The sequence below is a fragment of the Roseovarius sp. AK1035 genome (genome assembly GCF_003288315.1).
GTDB lineage: Bacteria > Pseudomonadota > Alphaproteobacteria > Rhodobacterales > Rhodobacteraceae > Roseovarius > Roseovarius mucosus_A.
The window spans coordinates 47,244-70,134 of sequence record NZ_CP030099.1 but is presented as its reverse complement, the minus strand read 5'-3'; the positions used below and the strand labels follow the sequence as shown (position 1 = coordinate 70,134).

Here is a 22,891-nt window from a genome sequence, read left to right as displayed (position 1 = left end):
TTTGGACGCGCCCGCCGCCAAAATCCGGCTCGACAAATGGCTCTGGCACGCGCGGTTTTTCAAGACGCGCACCCTCTCGGCCAAGGAAATCTCGGCTGGGCATGTGCGCGTCAACGGCGCGCGTGTCACCAAACCTGCGCAAGCGGTGGGGCCGGGCGATGTCCTGACATTTGCGCAGGCAACACGTGTCTGGGTGGTGCGGATCGCCGCCCTTGGCACACGGCGTGGGCCAGCCCCCGAGGCGCAGGCGCTCTATGACGATCTCAGCGACCCGGTGACGCAGGACAGCGTTCCGCCCGCGCCCAAATATGAGGGAAAAGGGCGCCCGACCAAGCGCGACCGCCGCAAACTCGATCTCAATGAACCGGGACCGCTTGATTGATCTTGCCCACTGGATTAGGTGAGGCGCAATTCGGCAAGAATGAGAGACGGCCATGACCTATATCGTGAACGACGCCTGTATCGCCTGCAAATATACCGACTGTGTCGAGGTCTGTCCTGTCGACTGCTTTTACGAAGGCGAGAACATGCTGGTCATTCATCCCGATGAATGTATCGACTGTGGCGTATGCGAACCGGAATGCCCCGCCGATGCGATCCGCCCGGATACCGAGCCGGACATGGAAAAATGGGTCGAGTTCAACCGCAAATATGCGGAAATGTGGCCGGTGATCATCACCAAGAAAGATCCGCTGCCCGAGGCCGAAGAGCGCGACGGCGAGGCGGGCAAGCTTGAGAAATACTTTTCCGAGGCCCCCGGACTGGGCGGCTGAGACCCGATTCGCGGCATTCGCCGGTGAAACAGCGCCGCGCGTGACATTGTGAACCTGATAAGCCGTTGATTTGCAGGGGCGAATATGCCCGTACAGAACACCGCCCTTTCATTGGGCGGTTTTTTGTGATACAGTTTCATGACAAGATCAAATGTGCCTGATATCCATTCACCCGCGTTGCTGCCCGGGGGTGGATTTCTCTGCGACAGATACACATATTCCGTGGACCGCATTGGCCCTTGGCATGTGTTTTTGTGCGTCCGAGCTGGCAGCCCTGCGAGGAAGACCTGAATGTCGAAGACCAAAAAGTCCGAATTTCGCCCTGATGATTACGTTGTATACCCCGCCCATGGCGTGGGCCAGATCGTTTCGATCGAAGAGCAGGAAATCGCCGGCATCACGCTGGAACTGTTCGTGATCTCCTTTGAAAAGGACAAGATGACCCTGCGTGTGCCCACCAACAAGGCCACCGAGATTGGGATGCGTGGCCTGTCCAGCCCCGATGTCGTGTCCAAGGCAATGAGCACGCTCAAGGGCAAGGCCAAGGTCAAACGTGCCATGTGGTCGCGTCGGGCGCAGGAATACGAGCAAAAGATCAACTCTGGCGATCTGATTGCCATTGCCGAGGTGGTTCGCGACCTGCACCGCTCGGACGATCAGCGCGAGCAGAGCTATTCCGAGCGTCAACTCTATGAGGCCGCACTCGAGCGTTTGACGCGCGAAGTGGCCGCCGTGTCGGGTGGCGATGAAGTTCTGGCCGCCCGCAAGGTGGATGAGGTGCTGGTGTCGCGCGCGGCGTGATCCCAACCCCGCATGTTAGGAAAAGGCCGCGTCCTCTGGCGCGGCTTTTTTCATGGCTCACATCAAAAGGCTGAACAACACCGCGATTTCCGCCAGTTGTTGCGTGGCCCCAAGGATGTCGCCGGTCTGCCCCCCGATTTTGGCGCGGGCAATCAGGCCAAGGGCGCAGGTGGCAACGGCCGCCGCAACCAGCGCGTTCAGCCCTGCCGCACCGACAAGCACAAGCGCCAGACCCACCGCAAGGGCCAGCCCAACCGTCGCCGTCGCCAGTGGCGCGCGCCCCTGCGCCTGCGACAACCCGCTGGCGCGGGCATGGGGCAGGGCACACATGACCAAAGGCATCATCGCGCGTGACAGCAGGGCTGCGGCCAGAATGGCAGAGGTCGCCAGCGCTGGACTGACCTCAAAAAGCAGCCAGAGCGCCACACCGCGCGCGCCCAGTGACAGGATCAGCGCAATGACCCCGTAGCTGCCGATATGGCTGTCTTTCATAATCTCGAGCCGCCGCGCCGGCGTCCATCCCCCCCAAAGACCATCGGCAGTATCTGCCAACCCGTCTTCGTGCATGGCCCCGGTCAGAACCACCTGCAAGCTCAGGCTCACAAGCGCCGCAACCGGCGTGGGCAGCCCAAGTGCCAGGGCGGCGATCCCACCCAAGGCCGCCATACCGCCCAGCACCAGCCCCGCCAACGGATAGGCCCAAGCCGCCCGTGCGCCGCGATCAAACCGCCGCAACGGCACGGCCAAGCGACTGAGCAGGCTCAGCGCCAGCGGCATATCTCTGAGGCGGATCAACGCCTTGTCGTTTTCTGCCATGGACGTGCCCTTTTTCGTCTGGGGCGGGGGCTTTGCCTGCGATACAGAATGGGCGCAGCACAATCAATGAGGCTTTGCATGCCGTCTCCTTTCTCTTCGCTTTCGGATTTCGCAGCCCTCTTGCGCGCGGCCCCCGGCACCGATGCGGCGGCGACGCAAGCGGCGCAAGCCCGCGACGCAGACCTCACCAAACCCCCCGGCGCGCTGGGGCGGCTTGAAGATCTGGCGCAATGGTATTGCGGCTGGCGCAGCGCCGCACGGGCGCGGGTGACAGCACCGCAAGTGATCGTCTTTGCAGGCAATCATGGGGTGGTGGCGCAGGGCATTTCCGCCTTTCCTGCGGCTGTCACTGCGCAGATGGTGGCGAATTTCCGGGCGGGCGGGGCGGCGGTCAATCAATTGGCGGCGCAAGTGGGCGCGCGGATGGATGTGGTCGCGCTCGATCTGGATCGGCCCACGGGCGATATCAGCCTTGGCCCTGCCATGTCCGAGGACGACATGCTGCGCGCGCTCAACATCGGCTGGGATGCGGTGGACCCGGCTACAGACCTTTTGGTTGTGGGCGAGATGGGCATCGGCAACACCACCTCTGCGGCGGCGATTGCGCTGGCGCTCTTTGGCGGCGGGGCCGAGGGATGGACGGGGCGCGGCACCGGGCTGGCCGATGCCGCCCTTGCGCACAAGGCACAGATCGTGGCGCGGGCGGTCACGGTCAACGCCGCCTCTGGGGCAGGGGGGCTAGAGGTCTTGCGTCGCTTGGGCGGGCGCGAATTGGTGGCGATGGCCGGGGCCATGGCGCGGGCGCGGCAGCTGCGCATTCCGGTCGTGCTCGATGGCTTTATCTGCACCGCCGCCGCCGCCTGTCTGCACGCGGAATGCCCCGGCGCGCTTGATCACGCCATAGCCGGGCATGTCAGCGCCGAGCCAGGTCATCCACGCCTCTTGCACGCATTGGGCAAAGAGCCGCTTTTGGCGCTGGGCCTGCGTCTGGGCGAGGGCTCGGGCGGGGTTCTGGCGATGGGTATCGTGCAAGCGGCGCTCGCCTGTCATTCTGGTATGGCCACCTTTGCCGAGGCGGGCGTGTCGGGGGCGTAATCGCCTCATCGGCTTGACCCGCCTGCCGCCCCGGAATACTGATCAAAACCGTCGGATTATACCGGAGCGTTTGGCCCATGAGCGAAACCCTTTTGCACCGCCTTGCCTGGGTCGTCGTCGTGCTCTGCGTGGCGCCTATCCTTGCGGCGGCGCTCGCGGCCTTCGCGGGCGATTTGCAGACCTGGCGCGATGTGCTGTCCTCGGTCTTGCCGCGCTATACCGCGACGACCCTGACGCTGGTCGCCATCGTCGGCGTCAGCACAGCGGTGATCGGATCGGTCACGGCTTGGCTGGTGACGGTCTACCACTTTCCCGGTGCGCGGCTTTTAGAGGTGGCGCTGGCGCTGCCGCTGGCGTTTCCGGCCTATGTCATGGCCTATGCCTACACGCATTTTCTGGACCATCCCGGCCCGGTGCAAACCGCCTTGCGCGCGATCACGGGTTGGGGGCCGCGCGATTACTGGTTTCCAGAGGTGCGCAGCCTTGGCGGGGCGGCCCTGATGCTGACAATCGTGCTCTATCCTTACGTCTACCTCCTTGCGCGGGCCTCGTTTCGGCAGCAATCGGGCAATGCGTTCCTTGTGGCGCGCACGCTGGGGCGTTCGCCGATGCAGGCCTTCTGGCGGGTGGCCCTGCCGATGGCGCGCCCGGCGATTGCGGGCGGGGCACTTCTTGCGGTTATGGAGACGATCGCCGATTTCGGCACGGTGGCGTTTTTCAACGTCCAGACCTTTGCCACCGGCATCTATCAGGCGTGGTTCAGCCTTGGCGACCGGGCGGCGGCGGCGCAACTGGCGCTGTGCCTGCTCAGTTTCGCGCTGCTCTTGGCCGGGTTAGAGCGGGCAAGCCGGGGGCGGTCGCGCACCGCCGGGCGCGGCGCACGGTTCGAGACGATGGAACGCCCGCAGTTGCGCGGTGCGGCGGGTTGGGGGGCCTTTACGCTCTGTTTTCTGCCGGTGCTGTTTGGCTTCATCATTCCGGTGATCATGCTGGGGGAAATGGCCATCGGCTCGGGGCAAAATATCCTTTCGGCGCGTTATCTGGGGTTCATGACCAATTCGGTGCTCTTGGCCAGTGTCGCGGCAGTGCTGACGGTGGTGGGGGCAATCCTCGTGGGGTTTCGCGCCCGCACCCGTCCGGGGCGCAGCGCGCGCTGGCTGGTGATGGGGGCAGGTCTGGGCTATGCCGTGCCCGGTGGCGTCATTGCCGTTGGCCTCATGGTGCCGATGGCGGGGCTGGACAATGCCATCGACGCCTTCATGCAAGAGACGTTTGGCATCCGCACCGGGCTTTTGATCACCGGATCAATCTGGCTCATGATCATGGCCTATATGGTGCGGTTCATGGCGGCGGCGCTCAACGCCTATGACAGTGGCATGGCGACGGTGCCGGGGCATCTTGATGCGATTGGCCGCTCTTTGGGGCAGCCGGGGCCAAAACTTCTGACACGGGTGCATCTGCCGGTGGCGCGCACCTCGGTTCTGACCGCGCTTTTGATCGTCTTTGTCGATGTGATGAAGGAATTGCCCGCAACGCTGATCCTGCACCCCTTTGATTTTCAGACACTGGCGGTGCAGGCGCACCGCCTCGCCGCCGATGAGCGGTTGTCAGAGGCGGCGGTGCCATCGCTGGTGCTGGTGGCGTTCGGACTGATCCCGGTGCTGATCCTCTGCCGCACGCTGGGCCGCGAGAGCATGGGGCGGCGCGCGGCGAAACTGGGCACGGCGATTTCAGCGGGGTAGGGTAACATTCACCCCAATCACGCCCGCGCGGCTTACTCCCCCGGTCGCTTCAAACTGAATGTCTCGCGGATCACCGAATAATCCTGATACCCAAGCCGGGTCAGCGGATTGAACCGGGTCACGTCAAACCGGCCCTCGACCATGCAGTCGTCGCGCATATGCACGCCGATAACCTCGCCAAAGACCACGAAATTCGCCTCGCCCGGCAGTTGCACAATCTGCGTCAGCTTGCATTCCAGACTGGCCGGGCTTGCCGCCACGCGGGAACAGGCGATGGTTTCGCAGGTCGCCTTGTCCAACCCGGCATCGGTGAATTCATCCACCTCACGGCCCCACGCGCCAGAGGTTTGGTTCATGGCATCACGCAATGCTTCGCTGACGATATTGACGCAAAAGACGCCTGTCTCGCGGATATTGGCGACGCTGTCCTTGGTATCGCCGCGATCCGGCTTGGCGCTGGTCGAGGCGAACATCACCTGTGGCGGCACATAGGCGACCGCATTGAAAAACGAATAGGGGGCCAGATTGTCCTGCCCATCGGCCCCACGGGTCGAGATCCAGCCAATCGGGCGCGGTGTCACGATGGCGTTGAACGGGTTATGGGGCAGGCCATGGCCCTCTTCGGGTCGGTAAAACATCCGCCTCTCCTTGGTCATCGGGTTTGTGCCTGTCGTAACGTCGTGCTACGCGCATGGCCAGTCGATTTTTGGCAAGGGCAACGCGCGGCATGTTCACCCTCGAGACGGAGAAACCCGTTGATTACTGGGAGGTTGAGGCCCTCTATGACCTGTGTTTCGCGCCGGGGCGCGAGGCGCTGTCGTCTTACCGGCTGCGTGATGATGTGCCCCCCGTGCGCGATCTGTGCCTTGTGGTGCGCGATCATGACAGGATTTTGGCCGGGGCAATCCGCTATTGGCCTGTTCGGATCGGCACGGCGCGCGCGCTTTTGCTGGGGCCTGTTGCCGTACATCCCACCCATCAGGGCGAGGGGCTGGGCGCGCTGCTCATGCGCGACAGTCTGGAGCGCGCAGCGGCGCTCGGCTGGGAGCGGGTGATCTTGGTGGGCGACGCGCCCTACTATAGCCGCTTTGGATTTACCAAGCTGACCGCCGTGGAAATGCCGCCCCCCACCAACCCAGAGCGTGTGCTGGGGCTGGAACTGCGCCCCGGCGCGTGGGAGGATGTGGCCGGCAAAGTGATGCGCGACGCTTGAATTCAGGCTCTGCTGTGGCCAATTCAACCTAGGCAACGAGGATGAGGCACGCGGATGGAGCTTTTGGGCCGACCGATTGACGAGACCGAAACCGAGCGGCGCTTGCGCGCGCTGGTGGCGCGCAATGCGCAGGCGGGCAATGGGGTGATTGATCTGCTCAACCTTGTGGGTGGGCGCGCCGAGGGCTTGCTGGATCGCTTGCCGCCCAGTTTGCGCGCGCGCCTTAATGAAACCACCGAAGAGGCGCTGCGCCGCGCCGCCGAAATGGCGCATCGCTCGCGCGGGGTTGTGGGCGATCAGCCGGGCTGGATGGCGCGGGCGCTGACCACCTCGATGGGGGCGGTGGGCGGCATCGGTGGCCTGCCTACAGCGCTGGCCGAACTGCCGATCACAGTTACCGTGCTCTTGCGCGCCATTCAGGATGTGGCGGTTGAAAACGGGTTCGACCCATCCGAACCCGCTGTGCGGTTCGATTCGGTGCAGGTGTTCGGCGCGGCTGGGCCGCTCGAGCGCGACGATGGGGCCAATCTGGGCTTTCTGGGCAGTCGGATGACCGTCACCGGCCCCGCGCTCAACGCGCTTATCGCGCGGGTGGCCCCGCGTCTGGCGGCGGTCTTGGGCCAAAAGCTGGCGGCGCAGACCGTGCCGATCTTGGGGGCCGCAGCGGGGGCGGCGACCAACTATGCCTATACCCGCTATTATCAGGATATGGCGCAGGTGCATTTCGGGCTGCGTCGGCTGGCGATTGACGCCGGTCGCGACCATTCCGCGTTATGCGCCGAGTTTCGTGCAATGGCCCAAAGCACACCGGGCCGCGTCAGCTGATCCGATCTATCCGCCCCTGCATCAGCACGGCGGATGCAGCACATAATTTCCTTGATATTGCAGCTATAACCCATAGGCTGATGGCGATTGATCGTGATGGATTTCAGCTATGGCAACTACAGAGGAACACGGCGCTGCGCTTCCGGGATGGTTCGCCGCGCCGGGAGAGGGCGACACGCTGGCATGGGTGTCCTTGGGGCTGCTTATCGCGGTGATCTATGTGCTCGTCACGCTCTACGCGGCCTTTGATCGCTGGGCCGAACATCAATCGCACGGCACGCCGCTGGCCAAGACGATCCCGACGATGCTCACCGTCGCCCTGCTTTACGAGCTGTTTCCGCTCGGGCATTTCAATATCCTGTTGCCGATCAGTGCCATCCTGATTGCGCTCATGGCCGATTTGGCGCGCTTCAACCTGTGGGGCGCAGGCGCACAGACGCCCGAAGATACGGCCAAGCCGACAGGAGACACCCAACGTGATTGAGCTGCTTCTGACCTCTTTTCCGGTCATTATCCGGTATTTCCAGCTCAAGCGTCGCGGCGAGGCGATGACCGTCTGGAACATGCGCACAGCGGTTCTGATCTGGGCGGTGCTGGCCTTCTTGCTGTTCCTCCTCATCTTTTATTTCCACCCCAAATCCTATTCGGGCATCGTGCCGTTCCGCACCATTTCCGTGGTGTCACAGGCCAGCGGGCCTGTGACGGCGATCAACGTCATCAATGGCCAACGGGTCGAAGCGGGCGATCTTTTGTTCCAAGTCGATGACCGGGCTCAACGCGCCGCCCTGGAACAGGCAGAGGCGGAATTCGCCAAGATCAGCGCAGCCGAGACCAAGGCCGCCGAGACGCTCAAGGTCGCCCAAGCCTCTGTTGCCGAGGCAGAGGCGTCGCTCGACAAGCTGCGCGTCGATCTCGATAACGCGCTGACGCTTGTCACCCGTAACGTCGGCACGCGCGATGCCGTGCGCCAATTGGAATCCTCGGTCGCGATTGCCGAGGCTGGGGTTGCCGCAGCAGAGGCGCAGGTTGCCTTGGCTCAGACGGATATTTCCCAAACCCTTCCCGCGCAACGCCGCGCCGCCGAAGCCGCCCTGCACAGCGCGCAAGTGGCCTTGGCGCAAACCGAGGTGCATGCCTATACGGGCGGTGTTGTCACCCAGCTTGCCATGAGCTTGGGCAGCCCCGCCTCGACCCTGATCCTCAGCCCGGCCATGGTGATCATCCCCGACCGGCCACAAGGCACGCCCGTGCGCACCGTTGCGGGATTTTCTCAGGTTGCCAACAGCACGATCTACGAGGGCATGCCCGCCGAAATCGCCTGCGACAGCAATATAAGCCTGTCATTTCGCGATGCGGTCCTTCCGGCGCGCGTGGTCTCGGTGCAACCGGCCATCTCCACGGGGCAGATCGTGCCCGGTGGTCGCCTGATGGACCCCGCCGAAATGCTGCGGCGCGGGTCGATCCTTGTTTATTTTGAACTGGCGCATCCCGAGCATGAAAAGATCATGCTCGATGGCAGCGGCTGCATGATTCAGACCTATACCAGCAATCTGCCCGGCTTTTTCGGCCATGTGATCGCAGCCACCGGCGTGGTCAAGGCAGTGGGACTGCGCATCAAGGTCTGGGGATCGCTGGTGTCGGGTGTGGGCCTTGCCGGGGGTGGGGGCCACTGAGGCAAACGCCTCACATCTGGTCGCGCAGATAGTCCATCACCGCCGGGCGCACGGTCTGCGCACCGCGCGCGCGCTCTGCATGGATCAGCTCGCGCAACTGTCCAAGGTCGATCCGCCGCAACAGGCTCTTGACCGGGCCTATAGAGGCGGGGCGCATCGAGAGCGTGCGAAACCCGATGGCGGCAAGGCACGCGGCCTCGATCGGGCGGCCCGCATCTTCGCCACAGAAACTCAGCGGCGTTCCAAGCGTGGCACACCGATAGACAATCCCCTCAAGGAAATTGAGAAAGCTGATGTTGAGCGTGTCATAACGACGGCGCACGCGCTCGTTTTCACGGTCAGCGGCAAAGAAAAACTGCTTGAGGTCATTGCCACCCACCGAGATGAAATCCACCTCTGAATAAAAGTCATCCGGCGCAAAAGCCAGCGATGGGGTTTCCAGCATCGCGCCCACTTCGATCTGCGCAGGGATCGGATGGCCCAGAATACGCTCGCGCTCCAGGGCCTTGTCCATCTCGGCGCGGGCGGCGGTGAACTCGTCGCGCTGTGCCACAAAGGGGAACATGATGGTCAGCGGTCGCCCCTTGGCGGCGCGAATGAGCGCCTGAAGCTGCATCCGCATCACCCCCGGCTTGTCCAACCCCACCCGGATCGCGCGCCAGCCCATCGCCGGGTTGGGTTCGTCATTGGGCTTCATATAGGGCAGCACCTTGTCCGAACCGATATCAAGCGTGCGGAACACCACGCGCTGCTCCCCGGCGGCATCCATCACCCGCGCATAAAGCTCTGATAATTCGGCTCGTTTGGGCATGTGGTTGCGGATCAGGAACTGCAATTCGGTGCGAAACAGCCCCACCCCCTCTGCCCCCGAGCCGACAAGGCTGGGCAGGTCGGCCATAAGCCCCGCGTTCATCTTGAGCTTGATGCGCTGACCGCAGAGCGTTTCGGCGGGTTTGTCACGGATCGAGGCATAGCGCTGCTGCGCCTCGGCCTGCATCGCCATCTTGTCGCGAAAGGCTGACACGACCGTATCGTCGGGGCGCAGATGCACGATGCCCTGATCACCATCGACAAGGATCGGATCGCCGTTCAGGGCCTCGGTCGTGATGCGATTGGCATGGATCACCAGCGGAATCGCCAACGCCCGCGCCACAATCGCGGCATGAGACCCGACCGATCCCTCCTCCAGCACGATTCCCTTCAGGGTGCGCCCATAATCGAGCAACTCTGCCGGGCCGATGTTGCGGGCGATCAGAATCGGATCGGCGGGCATGTCCGCACCAGTCTCGTTGCCCTGCCCGGTCAGGATCCGCAACAGCCGGTTGGAAAGGTCATCAAGATCATGCAGGCGCTCGCGCAGATAGGCATCCGTCACCTGGCCCATGCGCGCGCGGGCGGCGGATTGCTCCTTTTCCACCGCAGCCTCTGCTGAAAGACCGCTGTCGATATTGGCCTCCATCCGGCGCATCCAGCCTTTGGAGTTGGCGAACATGCGATAGGCTTCCAGAATTTCGGTCTGATCCTTGTCGCCGCCATTGGCCGAATTCAGCATGCGGTCCACGCCCACGCGCAGCGCCTCAACCGCCTCGTTCAGCCGTGTCAATTCACGCACCGGATCATCGGCGATGGGATTGGTCACAACCACGCGCGGCTCGTGCAGCCAGACCCGGCCCTGCGCCGTGCCTTCTTGCGCGCTGGCACCGCGAAACAGCACCGCTTGCTGGTGGCGCGCCGACATGGCGGCCCCTTCGCCCACAAAAGCGCCCAGTTCGGCCATTTCGGCCAGAACCATGGCCACCACCTCGACCGCATAGATTTCTTCGTCCGAGAACAGCCGCGCCTGTTTCGATTGCACAACCAGAACGCCCAGCTTTTCCCCAAGCCGCTGGATCGGCACACCCAGAAACGACGAATAGGCCTCTTCGCCGGTCTCTGGCATGTAGCGAAATCCGGGCTCTGCCGGGGCATTGTCGGTGTTGATCACCTCGCCGGTGCGCGCCACACGGCCCACCAGACCCTCGCCCATACGCATCCGGGTCTGGTGCACGGCCTCGGCCTTGAGACCCTCTGTCGCGCACAGCTCCAGCGTGTCCTCGTCACGGAACAGATAGATCGAGCACACCTCGATCCGCATTTCCTCGGCGATGAGGCGGGTAATCTGGTCAAGCCGCGTCTGCCCGCCCGCATCCTCGGCCATGATGGCACGCAGACGGCCCAGCATCTGGCGGCTGTCGGTCTTGAAATGTTCGCTCATGGGTGGCGATCCCCCCAAGCAGATTCAGGGATTGGCCAGACCCGGCGGCAGGGATGCTGTGGCCGGGTCAGGCCGCTTTGTCCAACTCGAACGCATCATGCAGTGCCTGCACCGCGAGTTCCATGTATTTCCGGTCGATCAGCACGGAAATCTTGATCTCAGAGGTTGCAATCACCTTGATGTTGATTCCTTCATCGCTCAGCGTCTTGAACATCTTGGCGGCAACACCCGATTGGCTGCGCATGCCGATGCCCACTGCCGAAATCTTGGCCACATTGGTATCAGCCACAAGGTCGTGATAATTGATGTCGCCGCGGTCCTTGGCCTCGCGTAGCGCCTTCTCAGCGCGGATCACCTGATCCGTCGGGCAAGAAAAGGTCATATCCGTGCGGCCTTCTTCGGCGATGTTCTGGATGATCATATCGACATTCACGCCCGCCTCGGACAGGGGCCCAAAGATGGCGGCCGCGATGCCGGGCCGGTCCGCCACCGAAATGAGGGTCATTTTCGCCTCGTCGCGGGAATAGGCGATGCCGCTGACAACCTTTGATTCCATGATTTCCTCCTCGGCGCAGACCAGCGTGCCGGCCTCATCAGATGGTTCCTCGAAACTGCTGAGCACCCGCAGTTTCACATTATACCGCATCGCCAGTTCCACGGAACGGGTTTGCAGCACCTTTGCCCCCAGCGAGGCCAGTTCCAACATTTCCTCAAACGCGATCTTATCAAGCTTGCGCGCCTTGGAGGTGATGCGCGGATCGGTGGTATAGACCCCGTCCACATCGGTGTAGATATCGCAGCGTTCCGCATCAAAGGCGGCGGCAAAGGCCACGGCGGTGGTGTCCGATCCGCCACGGCCCAGCGTGGTGATGCGGCCCTCGGGCGAAACCCCTTGAAAGCCCGCCACAACGGCCACGCGCATGCCTTGGGCAAAGCGGCCATTGATGTTCTCGGTTGGGATTTCCTCGATCCGGGCGGCGGAATGCGCGGAATTGGTCTTGAGCGGCACCTGCCAGCCCTGCCAACTGCGCGCCGGGATGTCCATTTCCTGCAACGTAAGCGCCATCAGCCCCGCCGTCACATTCTCGCCCGCGCTGACCACGGCGTCATATTCGCGTGCATCATGTAAGGGCGCGATTTCATTGACCCAGCCGACCAGTTCGTTGGTCTTGCCCGACATGGCCGAGACGATGACGATCACGTCATAGCCCTTGGCCACCTCAAGGCCCACACGCTTGGCGGCGCGGCGTATGCGGTCGATATTGGCGACCGATGTGCCGCCGAATTTCATCACGAGAACGGGCATGGGTGCAGTCCTGAGCCGAAGTATCGGGCGCGGTTTACGCGCGGGCAGGGCGCTGCGCAAGGGGGTGCTGCGCCCGGAGCATCTATGCGCCGTCGGGACGCATCACCAAACAGGTGGTCGATCCGGTGGCATAGAGCCGCCCGTCGCTCAGCCCGCGCAATTCGCCGCGCGCCACGGCGGTCGAGCGGCCCTTGTGTTCAAGCGTGCCAATCGCCTGAACCGGCACATCAAGCGGCAGGGCGCGGGTGATATTCACCTTGTATTCCAGGGTTGTGTAGGTCTCGCCACGCTCGAGCGCCGTCATCACCGCGCAGCCCATGCAACTGTCAAGAATCGCCCCATACCAGCCACCATGCACGCCGCGCATTGGGTTGGTGGCGTCAAACTTTGCTGCCCCCTCGAACACCACATGACCCTGCCGCGCCTCAATCGGCCGAAAGCCCAGCGTCGCCCCAATCGGCGGGCAGGGCAAGCGGCCTGCGATCATATCCTCAATGAACCCCAGCCCCGTTCGGGCCAAAATGGCCGCGAGGTCCGGCAATTCGTCCAGCGATGTGGCGTGGTATGACGGCATATCGGCCCCTCCTGTCCCTGCGGGGTGCAGGGTAGGCGGGGCCGACTGTCTCGGCAAGCGCTCAGGCGACGTCGCGCAGCGTCACCTTGGGTGTGACACCCAAGGCATGGCACACATCGCGCGTCAATTCCGGGCGATTGAGCGTGTAGAAATGCAGGTCTTCGACCCCACCATCCAGCAGGTCACTGCACAGTTCCGTGGCCAGTGCGGTTGCCAGCAGATCATGCCGGTTGTCGCGAATGGCCTTGTCAAACGCCTCATCCAGCCACGCGGGAACCTGCGTGCCGCAGGACAGTGCGAATTTGCGCGCGCCGACCCAGTTTTCAATCGGCAGAATGCCGGGGATGATCGGCGCGTTGATCCCTGCCGCCGCACAGGCATCGCGGAAGCGGAAAAAGGTCTCTGCTTCAAAGAAGAACTGCGTGATCGCCTCGGACGCGCCCGCGTCAATCTTGCGCTTGAGCCAGTCGATATCGGCGCGTTGATCTGCTGCTTCGGGGTGCTTCTCGGGATAGGCACCAACACGGATGGTGAACTTGCCGGTATCGGCCAGTGCCGAAATCAGCTCGCAGCTATTGGCGAACCCATCCGGGTGCTGAACAAACCCGTTCGATCCCTTGGGGGGGTCGCCGCGCAGGGCGACAATCTCAGACACGCCAGCGGCGGCGAATTGGTCGGCAATCTCCAGCGTCTCGGCGCGGCTGGCATCGACGCAGGTCAGGTGCGCCGCCACATTCAGGCCCGTGGCCTTGTGCAAGGTGCCCACCGCCTCGCGGGTCAATTCGCGGGTGGTGCCGCCCGCGCCATAGGTCACGGACACAAACCGTGGGTCGAGCGGCGCAAGCGCGTGGATCGTCTCCCACAGGCGAAACGAGGCCTCAAGCGTCTTGGGCGGGAAGAATTCAAAAGAGATACGCGGCGTTGTCATCTTGGGTCATCCCGTGCAGGAGTGAAATCTGTTGTCCTCTTGTTGCAGGTGCAGCAATGTGAGACAACTTCATTAAATTCATGGTTTGAATGAGGTTCACTAATAATGCATATCGAGTTCCGGCACCTGAAAACGATCCGTGCCATTCATCAGGCCGGCGGTTTGGCACGTGCGGCGGACCTGTTGCACATCACCCAATCCGCCCTTAGCCATCAGATCAAAGGGCTTGAGGATCAGACCGGGGTCGAGCTTTTTGTGAGACGTTCCAAACCCTTACGCCTGTCTGCTGCCGGTCAGCGCCTGCTGCGGCTGGCCGAAAAAATCCTGCCCGAGATCGAGGCATTGGAACAGGAATTCGAGGGCCTGCGCGAGGGCAGCGCGGGCCGCCTGCATATCGCGATTGAATGCCACGCCTGTTTCGAATGGCTTTTCCCGGTGCTGGAACGCTTCCGCAAAACCTGGGGCGAGGTCGATGTCGATATTCGCCCCGGTCTGGCCTTTGACGCGCTGCCCGCCCTGCAAAAGGAAGAGGTGGATTTGGTGGTCTCCTCCGACCCCGAGGATCTGCCGGGAATCAGCTTCAAACCGCTCTTTGATTACGAGCCGGTCTTTGTCGCCTCAAGCCAGCATCCTTTGGCGCAGAAACCCTATGTCGAGGCGGCGGATTTTCGCGATGAGGTGCTGATTACCTATCCGGTGGACCGCTCGCGGCTTGATGTCTTCACCGAATTGCTGACCCCGGCCAAGGTCGAACCCAAAAGCATCCGACAGGTCGAACTGACCGCCGTGATCCTGCTTCTGGTCGCCTCCAATCGTGGTGTCGCCGTGCTGCCCGATTGGGTGGTGCGCGAGGTCAAGACCAGCACGGATTACGTGACCCGCCCCCTCACGGCCACAGGCAAGACCAAACGCCTCTATGCCGCCATCCGCGACGATGACGCAGACAAGCCTTATATGGCCTATCTGCTCAAACTTGCCCGCGAAATCCCGGTGCGCCTGCAACGTGGCGATAAGGTGGGGGGCTGAGCGTCAGCCCTCTTCGTGCGGCGCCCCCCCGGCAAAGCTGTTGCCGTTGGTATAGTCGCAGGAGGCTTCCTGCATCTCCAGATGCAGGCCGGTGCCGTGATAGGGGTTGGCGCGCGCCAGCGCCTCATCCACTTCGATCCCAAGACCGGGGGCCTCTGGCGGGGTGATATAACCACCTTCAACCCGGATGCTGCCCTTGATCAGCGCATCATGGAACGGGGTCTCGATGCTCTCGCACATGAGGATATTGGGAATGGACGCGGCAAAATGCACATTCGCCGCCCATTCCACCGGCCCGGCATAAAGATGCGGTGCCATTTGCGCGTTATAGACCTCGGCCATGGCGGCCACTTTCTTCATCTCCCAGATTCCGCCTGCACGGCCCAAGGCCGGTTGCAGGATCGCCGCCGCGCCCTCGCGCAGCACAGGCGCAAACTCGGCCTTGGTGGTCAGCCGCTCGCCCGTCGCCACAGGGATACGCACCGCGCGCGCGACTTGTGCCATTGCACCCACATTGTCGGGCGGCACCGGCTCTTCATACCAGAGCGGCGAATAAGGCTCGATGGCTTGGCCCAGACGGATCGCGCCTGCGGTCGTGAATTGCCCATGGGTGCCAAAAAGCAGATCGGCCTTGTCGCCCACTGCCGCCCGGATTTTGCGGCAAAACTCGACCGACAGGGATATGTCCGTCATCGCAGGCATATGCCCGCCACGCAGCGTATAGGGGCCAGCGGGGTCGAACTTGACTGCCGTATAACCGCGCGCCACGCAGTCCGCCGCACTCTCGGCGGCCATATCGGCCGAGGTCCAGAATGGCGTGATCGGGTGATGTGGCAGGGGATAAAGATAGGTATAGGCGCGAATGCGCGGGTTCATCTTGCCGCCCAAAAGCGCCCAGACAGGCCGCCCCCGCGCCTTGCCCAGAATATCCCAACAGGCAATCTCCAGCCCCGAAAAGGCCCCGATGGCCGTCAGGTCCGGGCGTTGCGTAAAGCCCGAGGAATAGACGCGGCGGAACATCAGCTCGATATTCTCGGGGTTCTCGCCTTCCATGTGGCGGGCAAACACATCCTCGATCACCGCGCGCATGGCCTCAGGCCCGACGCTCGCGGCATAGCATTCGCCCCAGCCGGTGATCCCGTCATCCGTGGTCAGCTTGACCAAAATCCAATAGCGCCCACCCCAGCCGGGCGCAGGCGGTGCGGTCACGATGATATCAAGGTCTCTGAGCTTCATGGCTGTGTCCTGTTAAAACGCAAGAGCGGGGCACGCGGCATTTGCGGCCAGATGAAAGGCTGTCATTCAAACACAATCACATTACGCCGGGCCGACCCGGATTTGGTATCGGCGATGGCCTCGTTGATCTGGTCAAACCGCCAACGCCGGGAAATCAGCTCGTCCAGCTTGAGCCGCCCTTGACCATAAAGATCGACCATCCACGGAATATCGCGGCGAATGACCGCCTCGCCCATCTTGGAGCCGACCATGGATTGTCCCATCGCAGCGAAACTCGCGGCTTCATAGCTTGAGGCGGCACCCGTATGGGGCATGCCGACCATGATCACCTTGCCACCCCCGGCCAGATAGCGGGGTGCCAGATCATAGGCCTTGGCCGCGCCCACGGTGACAAGCACCGCATCGGCCCCGCGTCCCATCGCCGCCTTGGCGCTGCGCCACGGCTTTTCCTCGGTTGCCAAGACACCATCGGTCGCGCCGAATTCACGGGCGGCGGCCAGCTTGTCCTCGGTCATATCCACCGCCACAATCCGCCGCGCGCCCGCGATGCGTGCGCCCTGAATGGCGTTAAGGCCAACACCGCCTGCCCCAATCACCACCACATCCTGCCCCGCGCGCAGATTGGCCGCATTGATCACGGCCCCCACGCCGGTAATCACCCCACAGGCCAATAGGCTGGCCGCCGCCATGTCGATCCCATGTGGGATTTTCACGATCTGGCTGTGATGCACCACGACAGATGTGGCAAAGGCCCCGCAGGCCATGGCCTGATGCAATCTCCTCCCCGAAAGCGTCGAAAGCGGCCCGTGCCCGTCGTCTTGTGGCGTCTCGCATCCCGTTGGGCGGCCCGTGGCGCAGGGCGCGCAGTGCCCGCAGGCGCGAATGAGCGTGACAACCACCGGATCGCCCAACGCAAAGCCGGAGACACCCGCGCCAACCGCGCTCACAATCCCCGCCGCCTCATGGCCATAAACGGCGGGCAGGGTGCCGCCCCAGCCCCCCATCGCATAGGAAATATCCGAGTGGCAAATCGCCACCGCCTTGACCTCGACCTGCACCTCACCCGCCTCTGGCGCGCGCAGATGCACCGGTTCGATTACGAGAGGCGCGCCAAATTCATGGCATACGGCGGCTGTGATGGTCTGCATGGGGCCTCCCTTCCAATGCTGGGCGCAAGTGATCCGGATTCGCGCGTCACCGCAAGCGGGTTTCTATCAGGCGTGGCCGATATGCCCCGTGGCGCGCAGAAACTCTGACAGCAGCCGCGCGTATTTTTGCGGCTGATCCACCGGGGGCACATGCCCGGTGCGGCGCATCAGCTCGAATTTTGAGCCGGGGATCAGGTTCACCGTCTCGCGCACAAGATCAGGCGGGGTCGAGCCATCCTCGGCCCCCGCAATGCCCAGCGTGGGCAGGCGCAGGCCAGAGGTAGGCGTGTAGAAATCCGTGCCGGAAATGGCAGCGGCACAGCCGGCATAGCCCTCTGGATCATGCTGGCAAAGCCGCTCAAACCATGGCAAGTGCCTGTTTTCCTTAAGATAGCTGCGCGTGAACCACCGTTCACACGATCCGCGCGCCAGCTCTGCCATGCCGCCCGCGCGGCGTGCGGTGGCGATCCGCTCGGCCCAAAGCGTGGGCGTGCCGATCTTGGCCCCGGTATTGGACAGCACCAGCGCCCGAATGAGGTCGGGGCGCTTTACCGCCAACCCCTGCGCCACCATCCCGCCGATCGAAAGGCCGACAAACATCGCCTCACGCACCTGCAAGTGATCCAGCAATCGCTCGGCATCGCGGATGAGCGCGCCCATGGAATAGGGGGCAGGCGGGGTCGAGGATTGCCCATGCCCGCGCGCATCATAGCGGATGATCCGCAGGCCGGGCGGCAACAGCGGCACCACCGCATCCCAGAGAAACGTGCCGGTGCCAAGCGCATGGGCAAAGACGATGGGCGCGCCTTCGGGGTCGCCTTCGTCGAGGTAATGCAGGGTCACATCGCCTGTATCAAACATCATCCGCGTCGCTCCTTGTCCCTTGGGCGCGACGCGGGGGCAGGTCCCCCCTGTCAGTGCGACACCACAGCAAGGCCCGCTAACACCATGGTCGCACCACCGATCTGACGCACGCTAAGCGCCTCGCCAATGAACCACGCATAGCTGAGCACGATCAGTGTTTCCAGACCGATGATCGAGATATAGACGACCCCAAGATCAACATGGCGCAGGATCTCGATTTCGCACAGCGCCGCCGCCCCAAAGCCAAGCGCAACCAATCCGATTGCCGCGAGGCTGATCGTGGATGACCCCATCTTCAGTCCAATTGTCGCAATCGAATAACCTAGCGCCGACAGGACAATCAGAAAAATTGCCTGAGCATTTAAAACAGCCATAGTATCCTCCTGTGCCACAAGTCCGTGGCATTAAAATGTTTTTGGAGTGAATGATGGCGTTCTTCTGGGCTGAGTGTTGCAGCTTACCTTGCGTCAGTTCAAGTCCGGTTTTCCATACCGGCGCAGTATGACGCGGCTCAGGTTTGGCCCATGATCAGAGCTCAGACAGCAAAGCGGGACAGCGCATCGCAGAATACATCCGCATCGACATTGCCGCCAGAAATGGTGACGAAAACCGCCTCGCCCTCGATCTGATCGGCGCGAAAAAGGGCGGCCGCCAGCGCCACGGCACCGCCCGGTTCTGCCACCAGTTTAAGCCGGGAAAAGGCCAGCGCCACCGCGTGCAGCGCTTCATCCTCGCTCACCACCAATCCCGGACCGCACAGCCGCTGCATGATCGGAAAGGTGATGTTCCCCGGCTGCGGCGTGATGATGGCATCGCAGAGACTGCCCGCGGTGCGGGCGTTGCGCTCGATCTGGCCTGATGCCAGCGAGCGGGCGACGTCATCAAAGCCTTCCGGCTCACAAGGGCGCGCGCGCAGCCCCGGCGCGTCCGCCTCAAGCGCAAGGGCGATCCCCGAGGTCAGACCGCCACCGCCGCAGCAAACCAGCACATCGGCGCGGGTAATGCCCATGGCCGCCGCATCCTCGGCAATCTCCAGCCCGATGGTGCCTTGGCCTGCGATCACCTGTGGCTCGTCAAAGGGTTTGATCAGGGTCAGACAGCGCTCAGAACTCAGCGCCGCGCCGATGGCGTCTCGATCTTCGGTCGCACGGTCGTAAAGCACCACCTCGGCCCCCAGCGCGCGGGTGTTGTCGATTTTCATGCGCGGCGCGTCGCCGGGCATGATGATGACACTGGGCACCCCGAATTGCCGCGCCGCCAGCGCCACACCCTGCGCATGGTTGCCGCTGGAAAAGGCGATCACGCCCCGTGCGCGGGTGCCCTCATCCAGCGCCGACACAGCCGAGCGCGCGCCGCGATATTTGAAACTGCCGGTATGTTGCAGGCATTCGGGTTTCACGAACACGCGCCGCCCCGCGATCTCGTCCAGAAAGGGCGAAGAGAGCAGCGGCGTGCGCCTTGCATGGCCCGCAAGACGGGTGGCGGCGGCGCGGATCATCGTGATGTCGGTCATTTTGTCAGGTCCAATAGGGCGCGTATCGCGCCGAGGGATTGCGGTTCGTCGAGAAAGGGCACATGGCCCCGGTCGGGCACGGTGGCGGTGATCAGCGCGGGATGACGCGCCTGCATTTTCTCAAAGGTCTCAAGGCTCAGAAGGTCGGAATTCGCCCCTCGGATCGCGGCGGTGGGAATATCGCGCAGCGCGTCGAAAAGTTGCCACAGGTCCACTGCCTCGCCCGCCCCCGCTTGCCCCACCAGCGCATCGCGCAGCCGCGCGTCATAGCGCAGGCCAAGCCCGCCGCCCGGTTTCTCATAGAACATGAATTCGGCCTGTTGCCGCCAGCGACTAAGCGGCACACCGGGAAAGCCAGCGGCATGGACATGGGCAAGCGCGGCGGCGCACTGCTCCAGATCGGCCTGCGCCGGCTCATTGCCCACGTAATCCATGATCCGCTCGATCCCGATGGGGGCCACCTCTGGCCCGATGTCATTGAGCACGACACCGCGCAGGCGTGCAGGCTGTCCATAGGCCAGCGCCATGGCGATCAGCCCGCCGCGCGATGTGCCGATCAGCGTCACGCGCTCTAGCCCCAGATGGTCCATCAGTTCAATCGCATCCTGCCCTTCGCGCAGGATGTTGTAAGACATGAAATCGGGCGCATGATCCGATTGCCCGCGCCCGCGATAATCCATGCAAATCACGCGGTAGCCCGCCAGATGCGGCGCGACAAAGCTGAAATCGGCGCTGTTGCGCGTCAGCCCCGCAAGGCACAGGATCGGCGCGCCCGCCCCTTCATCAGAGTAATAGAGCGACACGCCGTCCGAGGTGCTAAACCGCCCCATCAGCCGCGCACCAGATCGGGGATGCCCGTGAGGTCGCGCAATTGGTGGCGCGGTGTGGCGGGCAGGCGATCCACCGGATCACCCGCGCGGTTGACCCAAGCGGTCGTAAACCCATAGCCTGCCGCCGCAGACGCATCCCAGCCATTCGACGATACAAAAAGCACCTCATCCGGCGCAGAGCCAAACCGCTGCCCCACCAGATCATAGACCCCCCGCGCCGGTTTGAAGATGCCCACACTCTCCACCGAGAGCACATCATCAAGCACATCGCCAATCCCGGCAGAGTCTACCGCGCCCTGCAGCATATCCGGCGATCCGTTCGAGAGGATGGCGGTCTTCATCCCAGCCGCTTTCAGCGCGGCCAGCATGGCGGGCACTTCGGCATAGGCCTCAAGCTCCCAATAGAGCTGCAAAAGCCGCGCGCGCAAGTCGCTGTCGCCCTGCAGCCCCTCCGCCTCCAGCGCCCAATCCAGCCCGTCCTGTGTGACCTGCCAAAACCCGGTGTGTTGCCCCATCACGGCGCGCAGCCAGGTGTATTGCAACTGTTTCAGCCGCCATTTCTCGGCAATCGCGGGCCAGTGCCGGGCAAAAACCTCGCGTCCCGGCTCGGACGCGGCATTGCGCGCGGCGGCGGCCACGTCAAAGAGCGTGCCATAGGCATCAAAAATGCAGGTGGTAATCGGCATCGTGTCCCCTCGTTCGTTGCGCGCAGACTGTCACGGAACGTCAGAGGGGGAAAGACCCCGAACACCACGGCCGCGTCAGAGTTTGGGCATCGGTTTGCAAATCCGGATCAGCTTGCCTAAATTGACAGGCAGTCGTCTCAAGCACCCGCGCAATCCTTGCGTGGCCTTGCAAACCCATCCCCCTTCACAACAGATTGGAAATCCCATGACGCAGGTCAAATCGGGCGATACTGTCCGCATTCATTACACCGGCACGCTGGCCGATGGTGCCACCTTTGATTCGAGCGCGGGCCGCGATCCGCTGGAATTCACCGTAGGCTCGGGCCAGATCATCCCCGGCCTTGATGCCGCGATCCCCGGCATGACCGTGGGTGACAAGAAAACCGTTCAGGTGCCCGCCGATATGGCCTATGGCCAGCCGGATCCCAATGCCCGGCAGGCCGTGCCCCGCGCCGATATCCCGGCGGAAATCCCGCTTGATCCGGGTACACAGTTGCAGATGCAGACGCCGCAGGGTCAGGTGCTGCCGGTGACGGTGGCCGAAGTCTCCGACACCGAAGTCGTGCTGGATGCCAACCACCCGCTCGCAGGCAAGGACCTGACCTTTGCCATCGAACTGGTGGCCATCGGCTAGGCCTCCAAGTGCCAAGGGGCGCGACCGGAGTTTTCCGGGGCGTGATGCGCTGATCGAAACCACACCCGTCCCGGGCTTGACCCGGGACCTCACCGCAGCAGCGTGGAGGCCCCGGCTCGAAGGCCGGGGCGATGTGACCCCGATCAGGCGCAATCTGCTCTGATCCCGGTCGCGCGCGCCCTCATTTCATCAGGTTGTCCACATCCGCCAATCCGATGCCGGGGCTGTAGATATAGCGCAGCTGCTTGGTCTTGCGCCCCGATTGGGTCCGCTCGGTCCAGATATACTCCATCGAACCGGGGCGGCCTTTGTAGGTAAAGGACACTCTGGTCACTCGGATCGCCACCGTGAACCGCGTTGTCTTGCCGCCTATATGCTGCGCCATCTTGTAGCTTTTGGTCATGCCGCTGCGCCATGGGCCGACCGGCACAAAGCCGTCACCGGTGAAATATCTGTTGGCCGCGCCCGGTCGCTTGTCGAGCACCCGCGCCAGGGCCGTGCCATCCGGGCGTAGCGTGTAGTAGCTGGTCTTGGTGCCGGATTTCTCACGTTTCGTGCGCACATAGATCGACATGCGCTGGCCTGTCACCGGATGGGTCCAACGGCGCGGCCCCTGAATCCGCCGCGCCCCGACGGTGCGATCAATCCGATCCCCGAATTTCGCGCCGGGCACCCCCGCCCAGAGCCCAAACCCAAGCTGCGCCGATGCCCCCGGCAGCTGGATCACCGGCATATCCGGCACGCATCCGGCGACCGCCGTCACTGCGCCGCCGGCAAGTGCGGTGATAAAAAAGCGCCGGCTGAGGTGTGGTGTCGTCATGACCCGTTCCTTTTCGTCCTATAATCAAGATGTTGATGATCTCGTTTCGTGAAAACGTGCCGCCCCGCGAAATATTCCGGGGCGGGGGCCGAATTCTATCAAGCATCTGATATGAAATGGAAATTATGGTGGGC

Annotated in this window: 25 protein-coding genes; 11 read left to right on the top strand and 14 right to left on the bottom strand. The window is 63.1% G+C overall.

The window, feature by feature from the left end:
- Position 1: 1 nt before the first annotated feature.
- From RAK1035_RS00370 to RAK1035_RS00360, 3 genes are all read left to right on the top strand, one after another.
- Entirely contained in the window at positions 2 to 382 is a 381-nt protein-coding gene (locus RAK1035_RS00370) for an RNA-binding S4 domain-containing protein (protein ID WP_008280625.1), read from the top strand.
- Between the two features lie 52 nt (positions 383 to 434).
- Positions 435 to 773, top strand: coding sequence for a ferredoxin FdxA (fdxA, locus tag RAK1035_RS00365; RefSeq protein WP_008280624.1), 339 nt, complete (start codon positions 435 to 437; stop codon positions 771 to 773).
- A 291-nt stretch (positions 774 to 1,064) separates the two neighbouring features.
- Positions 1,065 to 1,574 (top strand): CarD family transcriptional regulator, encoded by a 510-nt coding sequence (locus RAK1035_RS00360; RefSeq protein WP_008280623.1) that lies wholly within the window; start codon positions 1,065 to 1,067, stop codon positions 1,572 to 1,574.
- A 57-nt stretch (positions 1,575 to 1,631) separates the two neighbouring features.
- Here RAK1035_RS00360 and cobS read toward each other — a convergent pair whose 3' ends face one another.
- Positions 1,632 to 2,390 carry an adenosylcobinamide-GDP ribazoletransferase gene (gene cobS, locus RAK1035_RS00355; RefSeq protein WP_008280622.1) on the bottom strand — a complete coding sequence of 253 codons (759 nt, stop codon included), beginning with the start codon at positions 2,388 to 2,390 and terminating at the stop codon, positions 1,632 to 1,634.
- A 78-nt stretch (positions 2,391 to 2,468) separates the two neighbouring features.
- Here cobS and cobT point away from each other — a divergent pair, with 78 nt between their 5' ends.
- Positions 2,469 to 3,485 (top strand): nicotinate-nucleotide--dimethylbenzimidazole phosphoribosyltransferase, encoded by a 1,017-nt coding sequence (gene cobT / locus RAK1035_RS00350; protein ID WP_008280620.1) that lies wholly within the window; start codon positions 2,469 to 2,471, stop codon positions 3,483 to 3,485.
- Between the two features lie 77 nt (positions 3,486 to 3,562).
- Positions 3,563 to 5,227: an ABC transporter permease gene (locus RAK1035_RS00345; RefSeq protein WP_008280619.1), complete on the top strand. Its 1,665-nt coding sequence runs from the start codon at positions 3,563 to 3,565 to the stop codon at positions 5,225 to 5,227.
- 32 nt (positions 5,228 to 5,259) lie between these two features.
- Here RAK1035_RS00345 and RAK1035_RS00340 read toward each other — a convergent pair whose 3' ends face one another.
- Positions 5,260 to 5,865, bottom strand: coding sequence for a flavin reductase family protein (locus RAK1035_RS00340; RefSeq protein WP_198133579.1), 606 nt, complete (start codon positions 5,863 to 5,865; stop codon positions 5,260 to 5,262).
- Positions 5,866 to 5,954: 89 nt separating this feature from the next.
- Between RAK1035_RS00340 and RAK1035_RS00335 the strand changes: the two genes are divergently transcribed.
- The 4 genes from RAK1035_RS00335 (at position 5,955) to RAK1035_RS00320 (ending at position 8,938) form a co-directional block, all read left to right on the top strand.
- The gene (locus RAK1035_RS00335; RefSeq protein WP_008280617.1) at positions 5,955 to 6,440 is read left to right on the top strand and encodes a GNAT family N-acetyltransferase; all 486 of its coding nucleotides are present in this window, start codon (positions 5,955 to 5,957) and stop codon (positions 6,438 to 6,440) included.
- 54 nt (positions 6,441 to 6,494) lie between these two features.
- Entirely contained in the window at positions 6,495 to 7,265 is a 771-nt protein-coding gene (locus tag RAK1035_RS00330; RefSeq protein WP_008280616.1) for an EcsC family protein, read from the top strand.
- A gap of 109 nt (positions 7,266 to 7,374) precedes the next feature.
- Positions 7,375 to 7,749 carry a hypothetical protein gene (locus RAK1035_RS00325; protein ID WP_008280615.1) on the top strand — a complete coding sequence of 125 codons (375 nt, stop codon included), beginning with the start codon at positions 7,375 to 7,377 and terminating at the stop codon, positions 7,747 to 7,749.
- Complete coding sequence (locus RAK1035_RS00320; protein WP_008280614.1) at positions 7,742 to 8,938, top strand: HlyD family secretion protein; 1,197 nt, start codon at positions 7,742 to 7,744, stop codon at positions 8,936 to 8,938. Before RAK1035_RS00325 ends, RAK1035_RS00320 begins: the two co-directional genes overlap by 8 nt.
- A 10-nt stretch (positions 8,939 to 8,948) precedes the next feature.
- Here RAK1035_RS00320 and ptsP read toward each other — a convergent pair whose 3' ends face one another.
- The 4 genes from ptsP to metF all read right to left on the bottom strand — a co-directional run bounded on the left by ptsP (position 8,949) and on the right by metF (position 14,000).
- Positions 8,949 to 11,192: a phosphoenolpyruvate--protein phosphotransferase gene (ptsP, locus tag RAK1035_RS00315; protein WP_008280613.1), complete on the bottom strand. Its 2,244-nt coding sequence runs from the start codon at positions 11,190 to 11,192 to the stop codon at positions 8,949 to 8,951.
- A 67-nt stretch (positions 11,193 to 11,259) separates the two neighbouring features.
- Positions 11,260 to 12,498 carry an aspartate kinase gene (locus tag RAK1035_RS00310; RefSeq protein WP_008280612.1) on the bottom strand — a complete coding sequence of 413 codons (1,239 nt, stop codon included), beginning with the start codon at positions 12,496 to 12,498 and terminating at the stop codon, positions 11,260 to 11,262.
- Between the two features lie 82 nt (positions 12,499 to 12,580).
- Positions 12,581 to 13,072 carry a PaaI family thioesterase gene (locus RAK1035_RS00305; RefSeq protein WP_008280611.1) on the bottom strand — a complete coding sequence of 164 codons (492 nt, stop codon included), beginning with the start codon at positions 13,070 to 13,072 and terminating at the stop codon, positions 12,581 to 12,583.
- A gap of 61 nt (positions 13,073 to 13,133) precedes the next feature.
- Complete coding sequence (metF, locus tag RAK1035_RS00300; protein WP_008280610.1) at positions 13,134 to 14,000, bottom strand: methylenetetrahydrofolate reductase [NAD(P)H]; 867 nt, start codon at positions 13,998 to 14,000, stop codon at positions 13,134 to 13,136.
- Between the two features lie 105 nt (positions 14,001 to 14,105).
- Here metF and RAK1035_RS00295 point away from each other — a divergent pair, with 105 nt between their 5' ends.
- Entirely contained in the window at positions 14,106 to 15,026 is a 921-nt protein-coding gene (locus tag RAK1035_RS00295; protein WP_008280609.1) for a LysR family transcriptional regulator, read from the top strand.
- Positions 15,027 to 15,029: 3 nt separating this feature from the next.
- Here RAK1035_RS00295 and RAK1035_RS00290 read toward each other — a convergent pair whose 3' ends face one another.
- From RAK1035_RS00290 to RAK1035_RS00260, 7 genes are all read right to left on the bottom strand, one after another.
- Positions 15,030 to 16,262, bottom strand: coding sequence for a mandelate racemase/muconate lactonizing enzyme family protein (locus RAK1035_RS00290; RefSeq protein WP_008280608.1), 1,233 nt, complete (start codon positions 16,260 to 16,262; stop codon positions 15,030 to 15,032).
- Positions 16,263 to 16,324: 62 nt separating this feature from the next.
- The gene (locus tag RAK1035_RS00285; RefSeq protein WP_008280607.1) at positions 16,325 to 17,410 is read right to left on the bottom strand and encodes an alcohol dehydrogenase catalytic domain-containing protein; all 1,086 of its coding nucleotides are present in this window, start codon (positions 17,408 to 17,410) and stop codon (positions 16,325 to 16,327) included.
- 66 nt (positions 17,411 to 17,476) lie between these two features.
- Positions 17,477 to 18,274: a 3-oxoadipate enol-lactonase gene (pcaD, locus tag RAK1035_RS00280; protein WP_008280606.1), complete on the bottom strand. Its 798-nt coding sequence runs from the start codon at positions 18,272 to 18,274 to the stop codon at positions 17,477 to 17,479.
- Positions 18,275 to 18,324: 50 nt separating this feature from the next.
- Positions 18,325 to 18,648: a hypothetical protein gene (locus RAK1035_RS00275; RefSeq protein WP_008280605.1), complete on the bottom strand. Its 324-nt coding sequence runs from the start codon at positions 18,646 to 18,648 to the stop codon at positions 18,325 to 18,327.
- A 161-nt stretch (positions 18,649 to 18,809) separates the two neighbouring features.
- Entirely contained in the window at positions 18,810 to 19,787 is a 978-nt protein-coding gene (locus RAK1035_RS00270; protein WP_008280604.1) for a threonine ammonia-lyase, read from the bottom strand.
- Positions 19,784 to 20,617, bottom strand: a complete 834-nt coding sequence (locus tag RAK1035_RS00265; protein ID WP_008280603.1) for an alpha/beta fold hydrolase — start codon at positions 20,615 to 20,617, stop codon at positions 19,784 to 19,786. The genes RAK1035_RS00270 and RAK1035_RS00265 overlap by 4 nt, the downstream gene beginning before the upstream one ends.
- On the bottom strand, positions 20,617 to 21,303 hold the full coding sequence (locus tag RAK1035_RS00260) for a haloacid dehalogenase type II (protein WP_008280602.1): 687 nt from the start codon (positions 21,301 to 21,303) through the stop codon (positions 20,617 to 20,619). Before RAK1035_RS00260 ends, RAK1035_RS00265 begins: the two co-directional genes overlap by 1 nt.
- A 205-nt stretch (positions 21,304 to 21,508) precedes the next feature.
- Here RAK1035_RS00260 and RAK1035_RS00255 point away from each other — a divergent pair, with 205 nt between their 5' ends.
- Positions 21,509 to 21,937, top strand: coding sequence for an FKBP-type peptidyl-prolyl cis-trans isomerase (locus RAK1035_RS00255; RefSeq protein ID WP_008280601.1), 429 nt, complete (start codon positions 21,509 to 21,511; stop codon positions 21,935 to 21,937).
- A gap of 181 nt (positions 21,938 to 22,118) precedes the next feature.
- Here RAK1035_RS00255 and RAK1035_RS00250 read toward each other — a convergent pair whose 3' ends face one another.
- Complete coding sequence (locus RAK1035_RS00250; RefSeq protein WP_008280600.1) at positions 22,119 to 22,757, bottom strand: hypothetical protein; 639 nt, start codon at positions 22,755 to 22,757, stop codon at positions 22,119 to 22,121.
- Positions 22,758 to 22,891: the final 134 nt, after the last annotated feature.

What these genes read in the sequence shown, in the direction of transcription:
- RAK1035_RS00260 (WP_008280602.1), bottom strand. Translation starts at nt 21,303, where the DNA reads ATGCCGATTACCACCTGCATTTTTGATGCCTATGGCACGCTCTTTGAC.
- RAK1035_RS00325 (WP_008280615.1), top strand. Translation starts at nt 7,375, where the DNA reads ATGGCAACTACAGAGGAACACGGCGCTGCGCTTCCGGGATGGTTCGCC.
- ptsP (WP_008280613.1), bottom strand. Translation starts at nt 11,192, where the DNA reads ATGAGCGAACATTTCAAGACCGACAGCCGCCAGATGCTGGGCCGTCTG.
- RAK1035_RS00360 (WP_008280623.1), top strand. Translation starts at nt 1,065, where the DNA reads ATGTCGAAGACCAAAAAGTCCGAATTTCGCCCTGATGATTACGTTGTA.
- fdxA (WP_008280624.1), top strand. Translation starts at nt 435, where the DNA reads ATGACCTATATCGTGAACGACGCCTGTATCGCCTGCAAATATACCGAC.
- pcaD (WP_008280606.1), bottom strand. Translation starts at nt 18,274, where the DNA reads ATGATGTTTGATACAGGCGATGTGACCCTGCATTACCTCGACGAAGGC.
- cobT (WP_008280620.1), top strand. Translation starts at nt 2,469, where the DNA reads ATGCCGTCTCCTTTCTCTTCGCTTTCGGATTTCGCAGCCCTCTTGCGC.
- RAK1035_RS00295 (WP_008280609.1), top strand. Translation starts at nt 14,106, where the DNA reads ATGCATATCGAGTTCCGGCACCTGAAAACGATCCGTGCCATTCATCAG.
- RAK1035_RS00345 (WP_008280619.1), top strand. Translation starts at nt 3,563, where the DNA reads ATGAGCGAAACCCTTTTGCACCGCCTTGCCTGGGTCGTCGTCGTGCTC.
- RAK1035_RS00310 (WP_008280612.1), bottom strand. Translation starts at nt 12,498, where the DNA reads ATGCCCGTTCTCGTGATGAAATTCGGCGGCACATCGGTCGCCAATATC.
- RAK1035_RS00275 (WP_008280605.1), bottom strand. Translation starts at nt 18,648, where the DNA reads ATGGCTGTTTTAAATGCTCAGGCAATTTTTCTGATTGTCCTGTCGGCG.
- RAK1035_RS00250 (WP_008280600.1), bottom strand. Translation starts at nt 22,757, where the DNA reads ATGACGACACCACACCTCAGCCGGCGCTTTTTTATCACCGCACTTGCC.
- RAK1035_RS00340 (WP_198133579.1), bottom strand. Translation starts at nt 5,865, where the DNA reads ATGTTTTACCGACCCGAAGAGGGCCATGGCCTGCCCCATAACCCGTTC.
- RAK1035_RS00285 (WP_008280607.1), bottom strand. Translation starts at nt 17,410, where the DNA reads ATGCAGACCATCACAGCCGCCGTATGCCATGAATTTGGCGCGCCTCTC.
- metF (WP_008280610.1), bottom strand. Translation starts at nt 14,000, where the DNA reads ATGACAACGCCGCGTATCTCTTTTGAATTCTTCCCGCCCAAGACGCTT.
- RAK1035_RS00290 (WP_008280608.1), bottom strand. Translation starts at nt 16,262, where the DNA reads ATGAAGCTCAGAGACCTTGATATCATCGTGACCGCACCGCCTGCGCCC.
- cobS (WP_008280622.1), bottom strand. Translation starts at nt 2,390, where the DNA reads ATGGCAGAAAACGACAAGGCGTTGATCCGCCTCAGAGATATGCCGCTG.
- RAK1035_RS00255 (WP_008280601.1), top strand. Translation starts at nt 21,509, where the DNA reads ATGACGCAGGTCAAATCGGGCGATACTGTCCGCATTCATTACACCGGC.
- RAK1035_RS00265 (WP_008280603.1), bottom strand. Translation starts at nt 20,617, where the DNA reads ATGGGGCGGTTTAGCACCTCGGACGGCGTGTCGCTCTATTACTCTGAT.
- RAK1035_RS00330 (WP_008280616.1), top strand. Translation starts at nt 6,495, where the DNA reads ATGGAGCTTTTGGGCCGACCGATTGACGAGACCGAAACCGAGCGGCGC.
- RAK1035_RS00270 (WP_008280604.1), bottom strand. Translation starts at nt 19,787, where the DNA reads ATGACCGACATCACGATGATCCGCGCCGCCGCCACCCGTCTTGCGGGC.
- RAK1035_RS00305 (WP_008280611.1), bottom strand. Translation starts at nt 13,072, where the DNA reads ATGCCGTCATACCACGCCACATCGCTGGACGAATTGCCGGACCTCGCG.
- RAK1035_RS00335 (WP_008280617.1), top strand. Translation starts at nt 5,955, where the DNA reads ATGTTCACCCTCGAGACGGAGAAACCCGTTGATTACTGGGAGGTTGAG.